A 19,893-nucleotide genomic window follows, 5' to 3' on the forward strand; every position below is an offset into this window, starting at 1 on the left:
CCTAGTACGTGGTGGTGTGCACCAGGCGTGCACCGACGGGGAGCGCCGGATTGATCGTCGTGCCGTCGGGGTGGAGCGCGAAGCAGGTGGCGCCGCTCCCACTCAGCAGCGCGCAGGCCGGCAGCCCCTGCAGGCGCAGGGCGCCCGTCAGGTCGCGCAGCACGGGCAGCACCTGCGCCACGCCAGCGTGCATGCCGGGCACCACCTGCTCGAAATCGTTCGCGGCGAGTGTTACGAGCGCTTCCCACGTGTCGAACGCGCCAGCGTCGTACGTGTGCGCCGTCAACGGTGCACTCTGCGCCTCACGGGCCGACGCAAACGCCCCATACGCGCGCCCGGTGTGCACACCTTCGGTAAAGGCCACGAGCGTCACCGGCATCGCCGGCAGTGGCGCCAGCGGCAGCAGCCGATCGCCGCGATTCCACGCCCACGCGCGCGACACATCGGTCACGAAGAACGCCACGTCGGCGCCGAGGGTCCCGCCGAGCGCGATGAGCGCGTCACGCCCGATTGGGGTGGGGCAGAGCGATTCCAAGGCGCGCAGCACGGCCGCCGCATCGGCGCTGCCCCCGCCAAGGCCACCGCCCACCGGGATCTGCTTCTCGATGGTGATTTGCCACCCCGTCTCCCACTTGGCCGCCGCGGTGTACAGCTCCGCCGCCCGCCACGCGAGATTCTGCTCCGGCGCCCCGATCCCACCGGCCGGCATCGCCGGCCCATCGCAGGTCAGCGCGCGCGCCGCGTCATTCACCGCCACCTGCACCACATCATGCAGCGCGAGCCGCTGAAAGAGCGTCTCGATGCCGTGGTATCCGCTCGCCTCGCGGGCGAGGATGCGGAGGAGGAGATTGACTTTCGCGTGGGCGCGGAGGGAGCGGTGCATGGGGAGGAGGGGTTTTATGGCAATGGAGAGGCGAGAGGCGAGTGGGAGCTGGGGACCTGAGCAGGAGTGGTGAGGCTCACCCCTCACACGCTGATCTCAAACTCCCACTCGCCTCTCGCTTCTCCATGGAAACCCCTCTCCACTCCCACTCGCCTCTCACCGCTCCATCAAACCCGATCAAGATCAGGTGGTCCCCGCCAGCTCCAGCAAATCGCTCAGTTCCTCGAACAGCGCATGCGCCGCCGGTTCGCCGAGGCTGCCGCGCTGCCAATGGGCGGCGAGTTCGTCGCGAACCTGACGCGCGCGCAGGATCGCCGATTTGCCGCGATAGAGCAGGGACTCGATGGGCACCACGGCCGGTTCCACGGCCGGTGCGCCGACCCAGGTGGTGTTGGCCTGCTTCACCTGCTGCGCGAGCTGCGCGTCGGTGAGCTCGCGGTTCATGAGCAGCTGCGCGAACGCCTGCACGCCGGCGTGTTCGCTGGGGGCGCTGAGCGGGGCGCGCGACATCTTGGTGGCCAGCGACACGATGCTGGCCGCGCCATAGCTCTCGGCGACATCGGCGAGCCCCACCAGCGCGCGACGGACGCCGTCGGCGATGGCGAGTTGCGCGGGGCCCGCCTGACTCGTGGCGAGCGACTGCGCTTCACGCGCGACGCCATCGGCTGCGGCGGCCATGTCGCTCCGGAAGCGCTGCGCGAGAGTGACCGGCGGGTTGGGATTGCGCTGCACGATCCCCGGGACGCCGTCGTCGGGGAAGAGGCGCGCGATCGGCACGACCTGGCTGGCCGGCGAATCGGGAGGCGCGCTGGTGGCGAGATACCCGGCGGCGACGGCGGCCAGGGCGACCGACTGGGTGCGCGCGCGGCGGGTGTCGTGTTCGTTCCAGAGGCCGGCGCGTTCGACCAGCGCGCGCAGTTCGACGAGGGCACCGCGCACGGCGAAGTGCAGGCGATCGTCCCAGCGCAGCTCCTGATCGCGCAGGCCGGTGGCGATGCGCTCCACGGTACTCGCCAGATCGGGGAGGCCGTCGAGGCGCGTCATGGTGGCGCTGCCACGCAGGGCGCGGGCGCTCGTGAGGAAGGCCGCCGCATCGGGGCTCGCGGACTCGCCACTAGCGAGCAGCCCGTCGAGCCGGTCGAGATACTCGGTGGCTTCCTTCTGGAAGAATTCGATCAGCGCCTGCGGTGCAGTCATGGGCTCAGAACCGGTCGGCTTCGCGTGCGTCATCCATCGCCGCCCGGATCTCGCGGACGGCGTCCTTCAGTCCGACAAAGATGGCGCGTCCGATGATCGCGTGCCCGATATTGAGCTCCTCGATCTCCGGAATCGCCGCCACCGGCCCCACATTCGCCACCGACAGCCCGTGGCCGGCGTGGACGGCCAGCCCCAGTTGGGCCCCGAGCGCGGCGGCCTGCTGCAGCGCCCGGAGGGTGGCCGGGTCCCGCGGGGCATGCGCGTACGAGCCGGTATGCAGCTCGATGGCGTCGGCCCCCACGGCGTGCGACACGCGCACCGCCGCTTCGTCGGGATCGATGAAGAGACTCGTGCGAATGCCGGCCTGCTTCAGGCGGGCCACCGCGTCGCGGCAGGCCGCCTCGTGGCGGACGACGTCGAGCCCGCCCTCGGTCGTAATCTCCTCGCGGCGCTCCGGAACCAGTGTCACCTGCCGGGGCCGAAGTGTTTCGGCGAGCGACAGCATGTCGTCGGTAATGGCACACTCGAGATTGAGCAGCGTCTTCACCGCGACCGCGAGGCGGTGAATGTCGCTGTCCTGGATATGCCGCCGGTCTTCGCGCAGATGCGCGGTGATTCCGTCGGCGCCGGCCTCTTCACAGAGGGTGGCCGCCGCCACCGGATCGGGTTCGGCTCCCCGCCGGGCCTGTCGGACCGTGGCGACGTGGTCGATGTTGACGTACAGACGTTGGTAGCGAAGCGACATCCGTGGGGTAGCAGAAGACGTCCAGCGGCAGGGCCCGCGCCATGTGCGGCACGCCCCACGCTGGTAGTTTTCAAAGATGGTCAGTTTTCAGGCAAGGAGGCCTGTGTGCGGCAGCAAACGCGTCATGTGAAGCATGGTAGCAGGATGGTGGTAATGGCGGCCGGGGCCGCCGTGTTCCTCAGCGCCTGCGCCAAGCAGGTGGTGGGCACCACAACGGCCCTGCCGGGGAACGCCCCGACGCCCAGCGTCGGCGACGCCCCGAGCACCATCGGCGCCGCCTCAGCCAAGGGGGCCGTGGAAGCGTTCCTGGTGGCCGTCAACAAGCAGGACCTGCAGGGCATGTCCGGCTTGTGGGGGAACGCCAACGGGCTCGCCCGGGACCAGCTCAAGCGCGAGGAGCTCGAAAAGCGCCTGATCATCATCCAGTGCCTGCTCGCCCATGACCGCTATCGCTACGTCGAGGAGTCGCCCCGCCTGAGCACCGGCGGCCGCCAGAACTTCCAGGTCGAGCTGACCAAGGGGTCGAACAAGGCGATCGCCCCCTTTACCGCGGTCCCCTCCAAGGGCGGCCGCTGGCTGGTGGAAGACGTGGACGTGACCAAGCTCCGCGAGTTCTGCCGCTGACCCGGGGGGCGGCGAGCTCACGGCTGAGCTCGCCAGCTCCCCCCGCTGGACAGCGCGACTAGTATTCGGACAGTTCGACGAGGACCCCGCCCGTGCCGCTCGGATGCAGGAAAGCGATCCGCTTTCCTTCGGCGCCAATGCGGGGTGTTTCGTCGATAAGCCGGAGACCGGCGTCGCGGCAGCGTTGGAGCATGCCGTCGAGGTCGTCCACGGCGAAGCACACGTGATGAATGCCGGGCCCCCGCTTCTCGACGTATTTGCCGATCGGGGTGTCCTCGGCCTGGGCTTCGAGCAGTTCCACCAGGGATTCGCCGGACGCGAGACCGACGATGGTCGCGCCATCGGAGTTCCCCAGCGGGACCTCGGGCATCTGCAGCACGTCGCGCAACACAGGCAGCAACTCGTCGATGGCACGCACGGCGACCCCGATATGGGCGATGCGCGTGCCGCGGCGAATGGAATCAGTCATGACGGGCTAGGTGAGTCGTGGTGAGTGGTGCCGAATTCTAATCCCAGCGGGACCCGTCGCCTGGCGGCGATGTCCGGTCCACGGAGCACACGATGGCCAACGCAGTCGAAGTGAAGGACGACAACTTCGCGACCGAGATCGAACAGCAGGCGGGTCTTTCGGTCGTCGACTTCTGGGCGACGTGGTGCGCGCCCTGCCGCATGATTGCCCCGATCGTGGAGCAGCTCGCGGTGGAGTACGCCGGCAAGGTGAAGGTCGCCAAGCTCGACGTCGACAACAACCAGCGGACGGCGGCGCGCTTCAACGTGCGCAGCATCCCCACGATCCTGTTCTTCAAGGACGGCAAGCTGGTCGATCAGGTGGTCGGCGCGGTGCCGCGTCCGGCGCTCGAAGCGAAGTTCAAGGAGCACGCCTGAGTCACCCGGGCGACGCGCCCGGGCCGGCGGCGTCGGAGGCTTCGGCCCCTGACGTGGCCGCCCGGGCGGCGACGCTCTGGCCCGACGCGGCCATCCCCGGGGCGCTCCATGTGGTGAGTACGCCCATCGGACATCTGGGGGACATCACGCTGCGCGCCCTCGCGGTGCTGCAGCAGGCGGCGGTGATCTGCTGTGAGGACACCCGGCACACCCGCGCGCTGCTCGACCGCTACGGCATCCGCACGCCGACCCTCGCGGTCCATGAGCACAACGAAGCCAGCATGGCCCCGCGCCTGCTGGCCCGCCTCCGCGAAGGCGAGGCGATCGCGCTCGTCACCGACGCCGGAACCCCGCTGGTCTCCGACCCGGGAGGGCGACTGGTCCAGACCGTGGCCGCGGAAGGCATCCGGGTCGTCCCCATTCCCGGGGCATCGGCCACGCTGGCCGCACTGGTGGCCTCCGGACTCGCCGCCCACCCGTTCACCGTGCTGGGCTTTCTTGACCGCAAGGGCAAGGAGCGGGAGAACCTGCTGGCGATGGCCGCCCGGCTCCCCCACGCCGTCGTGCTCTTCGAGTCGCCCAACCGCCTGGTGGAAACGCTGGAGGAGCTGGCGAGTGTCACAGGCGAGGGGCGCCCGGTGGCGGTCGCCCGCGAGTTGACCAAGCATTTCGAGGAAATCCGTCGCGGAACGCTGGCTGACGTCACTGCGTACTACCGAGACGTCCCTCCGCGGGGGGAGATCGTGATCGTCCTCGCGGGCGCCACGGCCACCGAACCCACGGAAGACGGCCTGCGCGCGGCCGCTGCGGCGTGGCGAGCCGAAGGCTTCCGCCCTCGCGACATTGTCCGCATGCTGATGGACGAACACGGGGCGAGCCGCAATCTCGCGTACCGCCTCGCGCACGACACCTAGCCCTACTTCATTCCGGCATGCGGTTTCGGCAGCGTTTTCTCCGTGGGTCCCTCATTGCGACGACGCTGCTCCTGCCGGGGCTCGTGGCGGCGCGGCCGTTCGCGTACCCGATGGCCGGCCCCGGGCGCCTCGCGATTGCCCGCCTCCAGTACGAGGGCGGCGGCGACTGGTATGCCAACCCGTCCAGCCTGGTCAACCTGATCAAGGCGATCGCCGAACGGACGTCGCTCCCCATCGAGCGTACCGAGGCCAAGGTCAAGCTCACCGACTCGGCGCTGTTCGACTACCCGTTCCTGCACATGACGGGACACGGGGATGTGAAGTTCAGCGACGCGGAAGTGAAGCGCCTGCGTGAGTACGTCACGCGTGGCGGCTTCCTCCATGCCGACGACAACTACGGGCTCGACGAATCGTTCCGCAAAGAGATCGCGCGCGTCTTCCCCGATCGCCCGATGGTCGAGGTGCCGCTGTCGCACCCCATCTACCATCTCGTGTACGACCTGCCGGGCGGCGTGCCAAAGATCCACGAGCACGACGGCAAGCCGGCGAAGGGCTACGGCATCTTCATCGGCAATCGGCTCGCGGTGTACTACACGTTCTCGGCTGACCTCGGCAATGGGTGGGAAGACGTGGGGACGTACGCCGATCCGCCGGCGCTGCACGAGTCGGCGCTGCGCATGGGGATCAACCTGTTCACGTACGCGGTCACCAGCCGCGTGACGCCGTAACCGGCGTTTTCTACTTCGTCTCTTTTCGGCATCGGCATGACTGCTCCCGCTCTGTCCGGCCTGTCGGTCCCGCGTTCGTCGCTCGCTGATCGCCTGCGCGCCGAGCAGCAATCGCTGCAGGTGCGCGCGATGGCGTCGGCGGTGCTCGCGGGCGTGGCGGTCGCGCTCTTCGTGCTGGGCGTGGCGGCGTTCGGTTTGGCCGGCGGTCGATGGATGGTGGCGCCGCGCGTTGTGCCGCTGCTCGCCATGGCGTTCGGGATCGGCGCGGCGGTCGTGATGTACGTGCGTCGCCAGCGAGCGCTTACCGCGCAGCTGTCGGTGCGCGCGCTGGCCGGCACCGTGGAGCAGGAGCAGCAGCTGCGCGCCGGTTCGCTCATGGGCGCGCTCGAAGTGTCGCATACCGGCGTGCTCGGCGCGCGCGCAGCGGATGACGTGGCGCGGCGGCTCAACGCGGGCGCACTGGCACCGCAGTTCGCAGCCGGGCTGACGAAGGCGTTGCTGGTCGCGGCGGGCGCCGCGGTACTGGGCGCGGGCGTGTTGGGCACGAGTGCAACGATCGCTCCCGATGGCTTTGCCGCGGCCACCAACCCGATTGGCGCCTGGCGCGGCACGCTGTTGCCGGCGCTGGCGTTCGAGAAGGTGCCCACGTCGGTGCCGCGCGGGATGCCGCTGACGCTCACGGTGAACGCCGAAGGGCGTCGCCAGATCACGATTTCGCGCCGCGCGGAAGGCGAGGCGTGGCGCGACAGCACGATCACGGTGCCGGCGAGTGGCCGCGTGCCATTTGCGTTGGGCCCGATCCGTTCGGCGACGACCATTCGCGTCAACGACGGACGCGCGCCGGAACTCTCGGCCACGCTCACCGTGGAGGATCGCGGCTGGCTCGGCGATGTGGCGCTGCGCGCGATGTACCCTGGCTATCTCGGCCGCGCCGACGAAACGCTGGAGCCCGTGCCGCCGCTGCGCGTGCCGCGCGGGACGCGCATCCGGGTGCATGTGATGCTGCGTGGTGGCGCGCGCGACGCGGCGATTACCGACGGGCGCGACACGGTGCGGCTGACGGCGCTCGCGGCGAGCGGCGATGGGACGCCGGCGGAAGGCGTGATCGCGATTGATCGCGAGGGGACGTGGACGTGGGCGGCGCAGGCCACCCCGCGCGCCGATGGGGCGGTGCTGCCGCCCGAACTGCCCGACGCTTTGCCGTTCACGATCATCCCCGACCAGCCGCCCGAGATTGCGATCGTGAGCCCGGAGTCGGACACGGCGATCGGAACGAGCGGCGTGGTGCCCATTCTGATCGACGCCACGGACGACCACGGCGTTGGGCATGTGCAGCTCCAGCTCTGGCGCGAGGCCGCCGGTGGTGGTGGCACCGTGGTGCGCGAGAAGCTCGAGGTGGCGTCCCCCGCCGCGCCGATCTTTGAAGGCGGCGCCACGATTCCGCTCGATGGCCGCAAGCTGGAGCCGGGTGACAAGCTGCACGTCACCGCCATTGCCACCGACGATTCGCCCTGGCACCAGCAGGTGACGAGCGCCGAGATTGTACTGCGCGTGCCGAGCCTCGCTGAACAGCGCTCGATTGCCCGCGACCTGGCGGACTCGCTGGCGGCGCAGGCCAAGCGCCTTGCCCAGCAGGAACAGCGGCTGGCCCAGAACACGGGGGACGCCGCGCGGAACCGCGAACTCAAGAACGGCGACCAGTCGGCCGGTGGGAAGAGCGACTCCAAGTCGATGAGCTTCCAGCAGGCCGAGAAGGCGAGGCAGATGGCGCGCGATCAGCAGCAGATGAGCGCGCGTGTGGATTCGCTGCGGCAGAGCGCCAAGGAGCTCGAGAACCGCCTCAAGAACGCCAACGCGCTCGATACGACGCTCGCCGGGCGCATGCGCGACATCCAGAAGATGCTGCGCGAAGCGATGACGCCCGAGATGCAGAAGCAGCTCGAGCAGCTTAACAAGAACACGGATCGCCTGAGCGGCACCGAAGCGCAGCAGAGCATGCAGCAGCTCGCCGAGCAGCAGAAGCGGATGCGCGAGCAGCTGGAGAAGAGCGCCGAGATGCTCAAGCGGGCGGCGCTCGAAGGCGCGATGCAGACGCTCAAGGACGATGCGTCGGAGTTGGCCGAGCGGCAGCAGAACCTGAGCAAGCAGCTGGGCGGGCAGAAGCCCGGGCAGCAGAGCGGTCAGCAGGCGGGGCAGCAGAGCGGGCAGCAGGCCGGCCAGAGGAACGGGCAGAAGGGCGAAGCGAGTGAGGAGGACGCGCGCACGCTCGCCGATCGCACCAAGCAGCTGGAGAAGGAGCTGCAGTCGCTGGCCAAGCGCCTCGAAGAAGCGGGGGCGAAGCAGGGGGCCAGCAAGACGCGTGAGGCGCAGCCGAATGTGAAGGAAGCGGGCGATGCGCTGGAGCGCGCGCTCAAGCAGCAGTCGGCGGCGTCGCAGGATGGGAAGCAGGAGAAGCAGCCGGGCCAGCAGAATCAGCAGGGGCAGCAGGGACAACAGGGACAACAGCGGCCGCCTTCGGCGGGACAACAAGGACAGCAGCAGGGACAACAGGGACAGCAGCAGCAGGGCGGCCAGCAGAGCGGGCAACAGCAGGGCGGGCAGCAGGGAGGCCAACAGGGCGGGCAGCCCTCGGCGGCCGATCAGGCCAACCGTGCGGCCGATGCCATGAAGAAGGCGGCGCAGCAGCTGCAGGACGCGCGCAATGCGCAGGTGGACGCGTGGAAGGGCGAGTTGAGCGATCAGCTCGATCAGTCCATCAACGAGACGATGCAGCTGGCGCGGCAGCAGGCCGAGCTCGAGAAGAAGGCACGGCAGCAGGGCGCGCAGGGGATGCAGGGCGAACAGAGCGCGTTGCAGCAGGGCGTGCAGCAGGCCGCCGAGCGGCTCGAGCAGGCGGGGCGGTCGTCGTCGCTGCTGTCGCAGCGTTCGCAGAAGGCGATGGGTGAGGCGCAGCGGCGGGTGCAGCAGGCCACGCAGGCGATGCAGCAGCCGCAGACGCCGGATGGCAATCAGCAGGCGCAGAACGCCATGAAGGACGCCACCGAGGCGCTCAATCAGGCGCTGTCGTCGCTCGTGCGCGATCGCGAGAAGGTGAACAACGCGAACTCGGCGTCGGGCTTCCAGGAGATGATGGACCAGCTCAAGCAGCTCGCGCAGCAGCAGGGGAAGCTCAACAGCCAGATGCAGGGGCTCAATGCGCTGCAGGGTGGCGCGCAGGGCGAGGCGGCCCGGCAGCAGGCGCGGGTGCTGGCCAAGCAGCAGCGCGAAGTGGCGCGCACGCTGAACGACGTGTCGGACAACGACGAGACCGGACGCACCGACGCGCTGGCCAAGGAAGCGCAGAACCTGGCGCAGCAGCTCGAGCGCAACGGGCTCGATCCGAGCGTCGCGCAGCGGCAGCAGCAGCTGTACCGCCGTCTCCTCGACGCGGGGCGTTTTCTGGAGCAGGAGGAGCGCGACGATCAGGGGCCGCGGGAAGCGAAGGCGGGCACCGGGGCCGGCGCCGGCGGGACGATGAGCGGGCCGATGTCGGGCAAGAACGCCAGCAAGTTCGCACCGCCCACGTGGAACGAACTGCGCGGGCTGGGCGCCGACGAACGTCGGCTGGTCATCGAGTACTTCAAGCGGCTGAATGGTCCCGACGGCAAGCAGCCGTAAGCGGCGGATCGGTACGGCCGCGCGCGTGATGGGCGCGGTCGTGGGCGCGGCGCTGCTGCTGCGCGCCGCGCCGGTGCGTGCGCAGAGCGCCGAGACGCGCTCGCCGCAGCAGACGGTCAAGCCGGATACCACCGATCCGATGGCCCGCGCCCTCGCCGCCGAAGAAAAGAACGACATCAAGGCGGCGTCGAAGGCCTATCGCGACGTGCTCGACAAGGCGCTGCAGGCCGGCGCGCCCGATGGTGACCGCATCGCCTTCGCGTTGCTCGGCCTCGAGCGCAACATGGTGGACATGGGCGCACTCGATTCGCTGGTCCCGATCGTGAGCCGCGTGATCGTCGTGCGCCCGACTGATCCCATTGCGCGGGGGATCGTGTTGCGGTCCCTCGTGACGCTGGGGCGCGCCGACGATGCACAGGCCGCCTTTACCGCCTGGCGACGCGCCGTGGGCAACGACGCCACGCCATTTCGCGAGTATGCGCGCCTGCTCATGGGGCAGGGACGCGCGCTCGCGGCCGACAGTCTGCTCAACGAAGCCGGCCGCCTGATGGGCATGAAGGGCGCGCTCTCGGGCGAAACGGCGCAGCTCAATGTGTCGCTGCAACGCTGGAATGCCGCGGCGGTGGCGTATCGCGAGGCGCTCATCGATCAGCCGTATCTCGAAACGGCGGCGCTGTTCGGGTTGGGGCGTGCGCCGGCGGCCGCGCGCGATTCGATCCGCGCGGTGCTCATCGCGCCACCGGTGGCGCTGCTGCCGCGGCGCTTGCTCAGTCAGCTGGAGTTTGCCTGGAGTGAACCGCGCCGCGCCTGGCAGGCGCTCGGGGCGGTCACGCCGGTGGACGATTCCACGCTGGCCTCCTGGCGCGCCTTTGGCGAACGCGCCGAGTTGGGCGAGAGCTGGCTGGTGGCGCGCGATGCGTGGACGGCGGTATTCGACCGCAAGCCGGACCTCGAGAGCCAGCGCCGCGCCGCTGATGCCGCGATCCGCGCCGGTGATGCTACGGCCGCACTCGCCCTGCTGCGACGCCCGGCCCCCGGCGATGCGACCGCTCGAGCGAAGGCGCTCCTCGGCCTTGAGATCGCCGCGCTCGGCGAGCTCGGGCGCGTGGACGAAGCGCAGCAGCGCATGGACAAGGAAGGGAAGGCGCTCGACGCCACGGCGCGCGCGGCGCTCTCGCGCCCGCTGGTGATTGCGATGCTGCGCAGCGGTGATGTGGCGCGCGCGAAAACGCTCATGAAGGACCCCGAGCTGCTCGATGACGACGAGATGGCCGGCTGGGTGGCGTTGTACGACGGCGACCTCGCTGCCGCGCGCAAGCGCCTCGTGCGATCGGCGACGCAACGCCCCGAGCTGGTCGACGCGTTGGGCGTCCTGGCGCGCGTCCGGCTCGATGTGCAGCCCAGTCTTGGGCAGGCCTTTCAGCTGCTCGCCCGGCGCGATTCGGCCGGGGCGGCGGCGCGCTTTCGCACGCTGGCCGATTCGGTCGGCACCGCCGCACCGGCGCTGCTCGCCTTCTCGGCACGGCTCACCCCCGCGAAGAGTGCCGGGCCGATGTGGGAGCGCCTGGTGAAGGACTATCCCAAGAGCCCCGAAGCCCCCGAAGCGCTGCTCACCTGGGCGCGACAGCTCCGTGATGCGGGTGACAAGGCGGGCGCAACGGCCAAGCTCGAGCAGCTGCTCGTGGAGTACACCACGAGCGCGCTCGCGCCGCAGGCCCGACGGGAGCTCGAACGGCTGCGTGGTACCGTGCCGCCGGACGCCGGTGCGATGCACGCCGGCCAGGCCGGAGACTTTCCCCGCACTTCACGGTAGTATTCGGGATGCGTTCGCCTCGCCACTTTCTGCACCCGCTGCTGCGTGCCGCGGTCCTGCTCGTCGTCGCGGTCATGCCAGCGATGGCGCAGCAGCTGCTCGTGCCCATGGACGACGGCCAGCGCAATCACCTGAAGGCCTACGGGGTCACCTATCAGGCGCTCAAGGCCGGTCAGAAGGCGGAGTGGTTGCTCAACTATCGGGGCGGCGCGTTTCTGCTGCCCGATGTCCCCGATGTCCGCAAGCGTGCCGCCCTCGAAGGCGTGAGCGTCGAACCGGTCACCGATGGCGATGTGGCGGCGATCCGTCGCGAGATCGCCGGCGGCAACATGGACGCGGTGGTACTCGAGCGGTCGCCGCGCATTGCGATCTATCGCCCCGTCGATCAGCCACCCTGGGACGACGCCGTGACGCTGGCCCTGACCTACGCCGGCATCGACTTCACGAGCATCTGGGACGACAACGTGATGAACGGGGAACTCAGCAAGTATGACTGGGTGCACCTCCATCACGAAGACTTCACCGGTCAGTACAACAAGCTCTATCTCGCGTATCGCGATGCGCCGTGGTTCGTGGCGCAGCGTGAGCGGGACATGGGCATGGCCAAGCGCTTCGGCAAGAACGATGTGCCGGCACTCAAGAAGGCGGTGGCGGACAACATCCGCGGCTTCGTGGATCGCGGCGGCTTCCTCTTCGCCATGTGCGGCGCCACCGAATCGCTCGATCTCGGCATCGCGGCGCTCAATGTCGATATCGCCGGGCCCTACTCCGACGGGACGCCGGTGCAGGGCGATGCCGATGCGAAGCTCGACTGGACGCGTGCGCTCGCCTTCAGCGGGGCCCACATCGAACCGAGCCCGTACATCAACGCGCTGTCGGACATCGACGGCCACCAGGTGAACGTGCCGTCGCGCCGGCAGCCGCTCGGCGCGTTCACGCTCTTTGGCTTCTCGGCCAAGCTCGACCCGGTCGCGACCATGCTGGTCCAGGATCATCGCACGGTAATCCCCGATTTCTTTGGCGTGACCACGAGCTTCAACAAGGCCGTGATCAAGCCGACTGTGACCATTCTGGCGCAGGAAGACGGCGCCCCGTGGGCCAAGTATCTGCACGGCGACTACGGCAAGGGGTCGTGGACGTTCCTCGGTGGCCATGATCCCGAGGACCCGCAGCACGCCATCGGCAGCCCGCCGACGGACTTGTCGCTGCATCCGAATTCGCCGGGCTACCGGCTGATTCTCAACAACGTGCTGTTCCCGGCCGCCAAGAAGAAGCCGCGCAAGACCTGAGCGGCGCGGTGAGCACGCAGTGGCCATGAAGGCAAAACGGGCGCGCTCGAGCACGAGCGAACCGATCGGCGAGGCGCGGCTGTCCACCAAGGCGGCCGCGTCGATTCGCAGCACCATTCGCCTGCACGGCGGCAACGAAGTCTGCTTCGTGTGCGGCGTGGATGAAGACGGCACGATCATCAGCGCGCGCAAGGTTGCGGCCGGTGATGTGCAGAGTGTGCTCGCGCTGCCGGGGTGCGCCGAGCGCGGCGAACTGCTGCTGCACAACCATCCGAGCGGGGAGCTCACACCCAGCGACGCCGACATGGAAGTGGCGTATCGCTTCCACGGCAACGGCGTGGGCTTTGGCATCGTGGACAACGATGCGACGCGGGTCTACATCGTGGCCGAGGTGCCCAAGGGCAAGGTCCTCACGCCGGTTGATCCCGATGTGGTGGATGTGACGCTCGGGCCGTACGGCCTCGTGGCGCAGGCCATGCGGCAGTTGCACGGGGCGCGCGATTACGAAGATCGCCCGGCGCAGCGCGCGATGGCGGCGGCGGTGACCGACACCTTCAACGATGGCGGCGTGGCGCTGCTCGAAGCCGGCACCGGCGTCGGCAAGTCGCTCGGCTATCTCGTGCCCGCGCTCCGCTGGGCGGCCGCAAACGGCGAGCGCACGATCGTGAGTACCGCGACGATCACGCTGCAGGAGCAGCTGGTCACCAAGGACCTCCCGTTCCTGCAGAAGGCGCTGAGTGATCAGGAGGTGCGGTTCGCGCTGCTCAAGGGGTGGCGGAACTATCTGTGCCTCTATCGCCTGGAGCAGGCCACCGGGGCTGGCGCGGCGCTCTTCGAGAATGACGCGAGCGCCGAAGTGGAGCGGCTGCGCACATGGGCGGAGAAGACCACCGACGGCTCGCTCGCCGATTTGCCCGATCCCCCACGCCCCGATGTGTGGGACGAAGTCTCCGCCGAGCCCGATCTCTGCGGGCGGCTCAAGTGCGAGTTCTACGCCAAGTGCTTCCTCTTCAAGGCGCGGCGCGAAGCGGCGGTGGCCGATGTGGTGGTGGTGAACCATCACCTGCTGCTGAGTGACGTCGCCGTGCGGCGTCAGGTGCAGAACTGGGATGATGCGGCGGTGCTCCCGGCATACAAGCGGCTGGTGATCGACGAAGGGCATCATCTCGAGGAAGCGGCCGGGTCGCACCTTGGGAGTTCGATCACGCGACGTGCCTTGGCGCGGCTCTTCAATCGGCTGGAGCGGCGCGGCAAGGGGCTGTTGCCGGCGCTCGCGGCGAAGCTGGGCGGCATGAACGACCTGCTCGCGGTGGCGAGTCTCGATCTCGTGCGCGAGCGGTTGTTCTCGAGCACGCTCACCGCGCGCGATCGGACGCAGCTGCTCTTTGAGCTGCTGGGTGCGGTGCTCGAGATGCACAGCGGCCCCGTCATGCGTCTCACCGAGGACTTCCAGCAGCACCAGCTCTGGATGAACGGCATCGAGCGCGCGTTGGGGGAGCTGCTCACGGAGATCGACGCGCTCGCGCAGGGGCTGCAGGTGGTGCAGCAGCGCCTGGAGAGCGACGAGAAGCGTGCCGAGGAGATGGCGCCGTTCCTTGGGGAAGTGCGCGCGGTGATCCGGCGGCTGCAGGGAGCGGGCGACTCGCTCAACAAGGGGCTCCGCCCACCGGAGAAGGGCCCCGATGTGGTGCGCTGGATGGAGTTCCAGGGCAAGCCCACACCGAACGAGCGCAACATCGCGGTGCACTGCGTACCGCTCGACCTGGCGCCGGTCCTGCGCGAGGATCTGTTCGGGCGCGTCGAGACCACCGTGGTGACGAGTGCGACGCTGGCGACCCACGGGGGCTTCGACTTCTTGCAGCAGCGCCTCGGGCTCGATGCACGCGAAGCGCCGACGCGCACGGCGGTGTTTCCGAGTCCGTTCGACTATCCGCGACAGGCGTTACTCGTGGTGCCGACGGATTTGCCGGCGCCCAACGAGAACGCCGCTGAGCACTTCGCGCAGGTGTGCCGCCATCTGCGCGATCTCATGACGGCCAGCGACGGCGGGCTCTTTGCGCTGTTCACGAGCCATCGCGACGTGCGCGAGATGGCGGCGTGGCTACGCGGCCCGGGGCAGGGCGCGAGCTGGCCCCTGCTGGTGCACGGCGAGGAGCCGCGCGATGTGTTGCTGCAGCGCTTCCGCGACGCCGGCCGCGCGGTACTGCTCGGCACGGCGACGTTCTGGGAAGGCGTGGATGTGCCGGGCGACGCGCTGCGCGGGCTGCTGATTGCGAAGCTGCCATTCCGCGTCCCCACCGAGCCCATTGTCGCCGCGCAGTGCGAGGCGATCGAAGCCCGCGGCGGGAATGCGTTCGGCGAGTTCATGCTCCCGCACGCGTCGCTCCGCCTCAAGCAGGGGTTCGGGCGGTTGATCCGCACCGCAACCGACCGCGGCGTGGTGGTGCTGAGTGATCCGCGCGTCATGACCAAGCGGTACGGGCGCGAGCTGCTGGACGGGCTGCCGCCGGCCAAGCGGGTGGTGGGAGCGTGGGGGGAGGTGCGGGGGGAAGTGTCAGCGTTCTATCGGGGGCGGCGTAACTGATCAGTTTGGGGTTTGGGGTCGTTGGTTTGGGGTTGCTGGGTTTCGGACTAGCGACCTGTCGTGCCAATTACCCGTGAACACCGAACCCCAGAACACCACACCCCGAACCGATCTGTTCAAACCCACCCATGCCGCTTAGCCAGCTCCCCTCCAAGATCATTTGCGTCGGCAAGAACTACCTCGACCACGCCAAGGAAATGGGTGGGGAGGTCCCGCCGTATCCGCTCCTCTTTTTCAAACCGGCGTCCAGTCTGATCGCGGACGGGGAATCCATCGTGCTCCACCCGGTGTCGAACCACATCGACTACGAAGGGGAGATCGCGTTGGTCATCGGGAAGCGGCTGTCGAAGGCCAAGGATGAAGCGGAAGCGGTGGCGGCGATCAGTGGCGTGGCGGCGTTCAACGACGTGAGCGCGCGCGACCTGCAGAAGGCCGACGGCCAGTGGGCCCGGGCCAAGGGGCTCGATACCTTCGGGCCGGTGGGGACCCCGGTGCCGCCGCCGGCGGATTTCGACGCCATCGAGGTCATCACCCGCCTCAACGGCAAGGTCGTGCAGCACGCCAAGGGTGGAGACATGGCCTACAAGATCCCCTTCCTGGTGCACTACATCAGCCAGTACTTCACGCTGGAGCCGGGCGACCTGATCGCCACCGGGACCCCCTCGGGGGTGGGCCAGATCCGGCCCGGGGACGAGGTGGAGGTCGAGCTGGTCGGGTTCAGCCGTATCAAAAATCCGGTCGTCGCGGGCACTTGACGGCCAAAATCGGGTATCTTTCTCGACATGACCGCCTCCCGCCCGCCTGAGGCCCCCAACGGGGGTCTTCCACCGGAGCGCCCAACAGCGCCCCGGCGGCGGGCCGTGGAGGGACTGCCAGAGCGCAAGCGCCTGTCCCCATCGGTGGCGGCACTCGCCGTGGGCGCGCACATCGCCATCGGCTTCGTGCTGGTGCAGGTGCTCACCTTCGGGCATGGGCTGCCGGGGTGGCTGCGCTTCGAAAACGAGCGCATGCCCGAGGAGCGGCTTACCTACGTGACCCCCAAAGCGCCGGTCACGCCGCCGCCGGCGCTGCGACAGGTGCCGCGTCGGGTGGACGAGCGCCTGCAGCCCCCCGCGCCCACGGTGGCGCCGGCGGGCGTACCGGAAGCACCGCCCGAGGTGAAGCCGCTGAGCCCCCGCGATACGGGGAGTGGCGGCACCGCCGGCAACGGCGTTGGCGCGCTCGATCCGAACGTGCGCGGCGTGCGTCCGGGGTATACCGACGAACGCGTGTGGCGCGGCACCACCGGCAACGGTGGTGATGGCAGCGGCGGCGCGGCGCGCCGCGGCGATCGCGCCGACAACCTCGATTCGATCATGGCCAGCGCCATCATGGGCGCCGCCGATTCGCTCGACTCCATTGCGCGCGCGTCGGGCAAGTACGGCCGGCAGCCGGGCGACTGGACCAAGACCGACAAGAACGGCCGCAAGTGGGGCTGGGACCAGCAGGGCATCCGCCTCGGCAAGTACACGCTGCCGAACGCGCTGCTCGCGCTGCTCCCGATGAACGCGGCCACCGCGGCGGGCATGTCCGCCAACCCGGTGGGCATGGCGGCCGGCGCGCGCATCAGCGCGGCCAGTGCCGACATTCAGCGCATGGCCGCCCGCGGCATGGGCGACGCCGAGTTCAAGCGCATCGTGAAGGAAATGGACGCGAAGCACGACACGCAGCGCCGCGAGCGTCTGCGCGCGCCGAGCGCGAGCTACGCGGCCCCGCTCAAGAGCGACGGCAAGCCCACGAGCAACGGGCAGCCCAGCGGGCGCTGAGGCACCGTGCGCCGACGCGGGTCGTGCGCGTGGCTGGGTCTCGCGAGTGTGATCCCCGCGCTGCTCAGCGCGCAGACCAGTGTCCTGCGTGGTCGGGTGATCGACGCGCGATCGAAGCGGGCCGTGCCTGCGACCGTGGAGTTCCGCGCGGCCGATACGACCATCGTGCGCGAGGGGGCATCCACCTACGCGATTCCGGCGTTACCGGCGGGGCGCTTTGAGCTGATCGTGCGCGCGATCGGCTATCAGTCGGTCACCATGCGCGTCGAACTCGCCGCGAATGACACGGTGGACGCGGATGTCGAACTTGAGCGCATTGCGACCAAACTGGCCAAGGTGCGCACCGACTCGGTGGCGCTTCCGGCCGTGTATGCGGGGCGACTCGCCGAGTTCGAGGAGCGACGCGCCTTCGGGATCGGGCGTTTTCTCGACTGGACGTTCTTCGCGCAGAACCAGAACCGCGCCCTGTCGTCATTGCTCGACGGCCGGTTCGCCAGCCTGCGCGTGAACCGCAAGGGAACGGCCAAGCATCAGTTCACCACCAGTCGCAGCGGCCGGGCCTGTCCACCGCAGGTGCTGATCAACGGCGTCATCGATGACGAGTATGATCTCTCCCTGCTCGACACCCGCGAAGTGATCGGCTTCGAGTACTACACGCCCACCAACACGCCGCTCAAGTTCAATCGCACCACGATCGGTCGCGATCGCCCCGGCTCCGCGTGCGGCACGGTGTTGCTCTGGTTGCGCTGAAGCGAAGCGCCGTACTGGTGATGAGGCCGCTGGTACACCGATGAGCACTGTACCTGACCTGCGGAGGGGCGGAGCCGCGGTGCAACGGAGGGACGCCACTGACGTCTCCGTTGCGCCAATGCTCCGCCCCTCCGCAGGTCAGGCACAGCCCGCTGATCGATTTCGCGCGCTCAGTCGAGCGGGCTAAACCGGCGCGCGCAGGTACTCCACCGCCGCCTTGATGCGCTTGAGGCTCTGCTCGCGCCCCACGTAGAGCAGCACGTCGAAGATGCCCGGGCTCACCGTGAGCCCGGTGAGCGCGACACGGAGCGGCTGGAAGATCTTGCCCCCCGAAATGCCGCGCTGCTCGGCAAGCGTGCGGAGCGCTTCCTCCATCGCCGCCGGTTCCCACCTGGCGAGGCCCGCGAGGCGCTCGTGGGTGGCTTCGAGCACATCGGCGGTGGCCGTCGCATCGCGCCACTGCTTGCTCACCGCGTCGGCGTCGTACTCCACGCCGTCGGTGAAGAAGACCTTCGCCTGCGTCACGATCTCGTCGGTGAGACGCGCGCGAATGCGCAGGAGCTCCAGCACGCCGCAGAACCACGCGTGGCGGGCCTCCAGGTCCTCGGCGGTCGCAAAGCCCGCCTTCACCACGAGCGGCGCCACGATGCGCGCCAGTTCGTGAATATCGATCTTCGCGAGGTGCTGCCCGTTCATCCACTCCAGCTTCTTCGTGTCGAACACCGCCGCCTTGGCGTGCAGGTTCTTCACATCGAACCGCTGGATCAGCTCCTCGAGGCTGAGCACCTCGACATCATCGCCCGTGCTCCAGCCGAGCAGCGCGAGGAAGTTGAGCATCGCCTGGGGCAGGAAGCCCTGATGCTGATAGTCGCCCACCGCCGTCGCACCGTGGCGCTTCGACAGCTTCTTGCCGTCGGTGCCGTGGATCATGGGCACGTGGCCGAACTGCGGCTCCTCGGCGCCGAGGGCTCGGTAGAGCAGGATCTGCTTGGGGGTGTTCGAGATATGGTCGTCGCCGCGCATCACGAGCGTGACGCGCGCGGCGATGTCATCGCTCACCACGGCCATGTTGTACACCGGCGTGCCGTCGGAGCGGAGGATGACGAAATCCTCGATGTCCTTGTTCGGGAAGGAAATCCGCTCGTGCACGAGATCGTGCCACTCGGTGTGCCCCTCGGGGACCTTAAAGCGAATGGCGTACGGCTCGTTGTTGGCGAGCTTCTGGGCGAGCTCCGCGTCACTATACGTCGCCAGGCTGCGGTCGAAGCGGAACGCCTCGCCCTTGGCCTCGGCCTCGGCGCGCAGCTGCTCGATCACGCTCGCCGGCGTGAAGTCGCGATACGCCGCGCCGGTCTCGAGCAGGCGGTGCGCGTCGGCATAATGGCGGGCGACGTTCGCGCCCTGGTAGACGACCTCTTCATCCCACGTGAGGCCGAGCCACTCGAGCCCTTCGAAGATCGCGCGGGTGCTTTCGTCGGTGCTGCGCTGGCGGTCGGTGTCCTCGATACGGAGGAGGAAATCGCCGTCGTACTTCTTGGCGTAGAGCCAGTTGAAGAGCGCAGTCCGCGCGCCCCCCACATGGAGAAAGCCCGTAGGCGACGGGGCAAAGCGCACACGCGGGCGCTTCGCAGCAGGCGCTGACGACATATGAAAACCGACCGAAGGTCAGGGGAAGAGCAGGGGGCAAATAAAACGCGGGTCCGCCGGCTACCCAGCGGACCCGCGGAACGGAGAGAGCGGGATTCGAACCCGCGATAGAGGTTGACCCCCTATGCCGGTTTAGCAAACCGGTGCCTTCAGCCTCTCGGCCATCTCTCCAAACCCCACGCCTTTCAGCTAACGCATTGCAGTGCAACGAGTTGCTGGTGGCGCGCCGCCTTGGCTCGGGGGAGCCGCGACAGATCCACAATGTAGTGGGGGGGGCGGGGCGGGGGCAACCGTTGGGATGCTGCAACTGATCAGTCATGGGTTTCGGGTTCTTGGTCGTGGGTGGTGGGTTACCGCGGTTGAACCCACCAC

16 protein-coding genes and 1 tRNA gene are annotated in these 19,893 nt (G+C 68.9%); 11 read left to right on the top strand and 6 right to left on the bottom strand.

The window, feature by feature from the left end; translation table 11 throughout:
* Window position 1: 1 nt before the first annotated feature.
* The 3 genes from ispE to K2R93_20300 all read right to left on the bottom strand — a co-directional run bounded on the left by ispE (window position 2) and on the right by K2R93_20300 (window position 2,825).
* Window positions 2-883 carry a 4-(cytidine 5'-diphospho)-2-C-methyl-D-erythritol kinase gene (gene ispE / locus K2R93_20290; protein MBY0492191.1) on the bottom strand — a complete coding sequence of 294 codons (882 nt, stop codon included), beginning with the start codon at window positions 881-883 and terminating at the stop codon, window positions 2-4.
* Between the two features lie 183 nt (window positions 884-1,066).
* Window positions 1,067-2,080 (bottom strand): hypothetical protein, encoded by a 1,014-nt coding sequence (locus K2R93_20295; protein MBY0492192.1) that lies wholly within the window; start codon window positions 2,078-2,080, stop codon window positions 1,067-1,069.
* 4 nt (window positions 2,081-2,084) lie between these two features.
* Window positions 2,085-2,825 carry a pyridoxine 5'-phosphate synthase gene (locus K2R93_20300; protein ID MBY0492193.1) on the bottom strand — a complete coding sequence of 247 codons (741 nt, stop codon included), beginning with the start codon at window positions 2,823-2,825 and terminating at the stop codon, window positions 2,085-2,087.
* A 153-nt stretch (window positions 2,826-2,978) separates the two neighbouring features.
* On the opposite strand from K2R93_20300, the gene K2R93_20305 reads away from it, so the two are divergent.
* Complete coding sequence (locus tag K2R93_20305) at window positions 2,979-3,449, top strand: hypothetical protein (protein MBY0492194.1); 471 nt, start codon at window positions 2,979-2,981, stop codon at window positions 3,447-3,449.
* Window positions 3,450-3,507: 58 nt separating this feature from the next.
* Here K2R93_20305 and mce read toward each other — a convergent pair whose 3' ends face one another.
* Window positions 3,508-3,918 (bottom strand): methylmalonyl-CoA epimerase, encoded by a 411-nt coding sequence (gene mce, locus K2R93_20310; protein ID MBY0492195.1) that lies wholly within the window; start codon window positions 3,916-3,918, stop codon window positions 3,508-3,510.
* A 92-nt stretch (window positions 3,919-4,010) separates the two neighbouring features.
* Here mce and trxA point away from each other — a divergent pair, with 92 nt between their 5' ends.
* From trxA to K2R93_20360, 10 genes are all read left to right on the top strand, one after another.
* A complete protein-coding gene (gene trxA, locus K2R93_20315; protein ID MBY0492196.1) occupies window positions 4,011-4,334 on the top strand; it encodes a thioredoxin in 324 nt (107 codons plus the stop codon).
* Window positions 4,335-4,387: 53 nt separating this feature from the next.
* Entirely contained in the window at window positions 4,388-5,248 is an 861-nt protein-coding gene (gene rsmI, locus K2R93_20320; protein MBY0492197.1) for a 16S rRNA (cytidine(1402)-2'-O)-methyltransferase, read from the top strand.
* A 17-nt stretch (window positions 5,249-5,265) separates the two neighbouring features.
* Entirely contained in the window at window positions 5,266-5,976 is a 711-nt protein-coding gene (locus K2R93_20325) for a DUF4159 domain-containing protein (GenBank protein MBY0492198.1), read from the top strand.
* Window positions 5,977-6,012: 36 nt separating this feature from the next.
* Window positions 6,013-9,633, top strand: a complete 3,621-nt coding sequence (locus tag K2R93_20330; protein MBY0492199.1) for a hypothetical protein — start codon at window positions 6,013-6,015, stop codon at window positions 9,631-9,633.
* Window positions 9,608-11,446, top strand: coding sequence for a hypothetical protein (locus tag K2R93_20335; protein MBY0492200.1), 1,839 nt, complete (start codon window positions 9,608-9,610; stop codon window positions 11,444-11,446). The genes K2R93_20330 and K2R93_20335 overlap by 26 nt, the downstream gene beginning before the upstream one ends.
* 8 nt (window positions 11,447-11,454) lie before the next feature.
* Window positions 11,455-12,735 (top strand): hypothetical protein, encoded by a 1,281-nt coding sequence (locus tag K2R93_20340; protein ID MBY0492201.1) that lies wholly within the window; start codon window positions 11,455-11,457, stop codon window positions 12,733-12,735.
* 25 nt (window positions 12,736-12,760) lie between these two features.
* On the top strand, window positions 12,761-15,319 hold the full coding sequence (locus tag K2R93_20345) for a hypothetical protein (GenBank protein ID MBY0492202.1): 2,559 nt from the start codon (window positions 12,761-12,763) through the stop codon (window positions 15,317-15,319).
* A gap of 128 nt (window positions 15,320-15,447) precedes the next feature.
* Window positions 15,448-16,074 carry a fumarylacetoacetate hydrolase family protein gene (locus K2R93_20350; protein ID MBY0492203.1) on the top strand — a complete coding sequence of 209 codons (627 nt, stop codon included), beginning with the start codon at window positions 15,448-15,450 and terminating at the stop codon, window positions 16,072-16,074.
* A 105-nt stretch (window positions 16,075-16,179) separates the two neighbouring features.
* Window positions 16,180-17,124 carry a hypothetical protein gene (locus K2R93_20355; GenBank protein MBY0492204.1) on the top strand — a complete coding sequence of 315 codons (945 nt, stop codon included), beginning with the start codon at window positions 16,180-16,182 and terminating at the stop codon, window positions 17,122-17,124.
* A gap of 6 nt (window positions 17,125-17,130) precedes the next feature.
* Window positions 17,131-17,874: a carboxypeptidase-like regulatory domain-containing protein gene (locus K2R93_20360; GenBank protein ID MBY0492205.1), complete on the top strand. Its 744-nt coding sequence runs from the start codon at window positions 17,131-17,133 to the stop codon at window positions 17,872-17,874.
* A gap of 183 nt (window positions 17,875-18,057) precedes the next feature.
* On the opposite strand, the gene gltX is transcribed toward K2R93_20360, so the two are convergent.
* The gene (gene gltX, locus K2R93_20365) at window positions 18,058-19,521 is read right to left on the bottom strand and encodes a glutamate--tRNA ligase (GenBank protein ID MBY0492206.1); all 1,464 of its coding nucleotides are present in this window, start codon (window positions 19,519-19,521) and stop codon (window positions 18,058-18,060) included.
* An 81-nt stretch (window positions 19,522-19,602) separates the two neighbouring features.
* A tRNA-Ser gene (locus K2R93_20370) sits at window positions 19,603-19,692 on the bottom strand.
* Window positions 19,693-19,893: the final 201 nt, after the last annotated feature.

It is taken from the genome of Gemmatimonadaceae bacterium (assembly GCA_019752115.1).
Lineage (GTDB): Bacteria > Gemmatimonadota > Gemmatimonadetes > Gemmatimonadales > Gemmatimonadaceae > Gemmatimonas.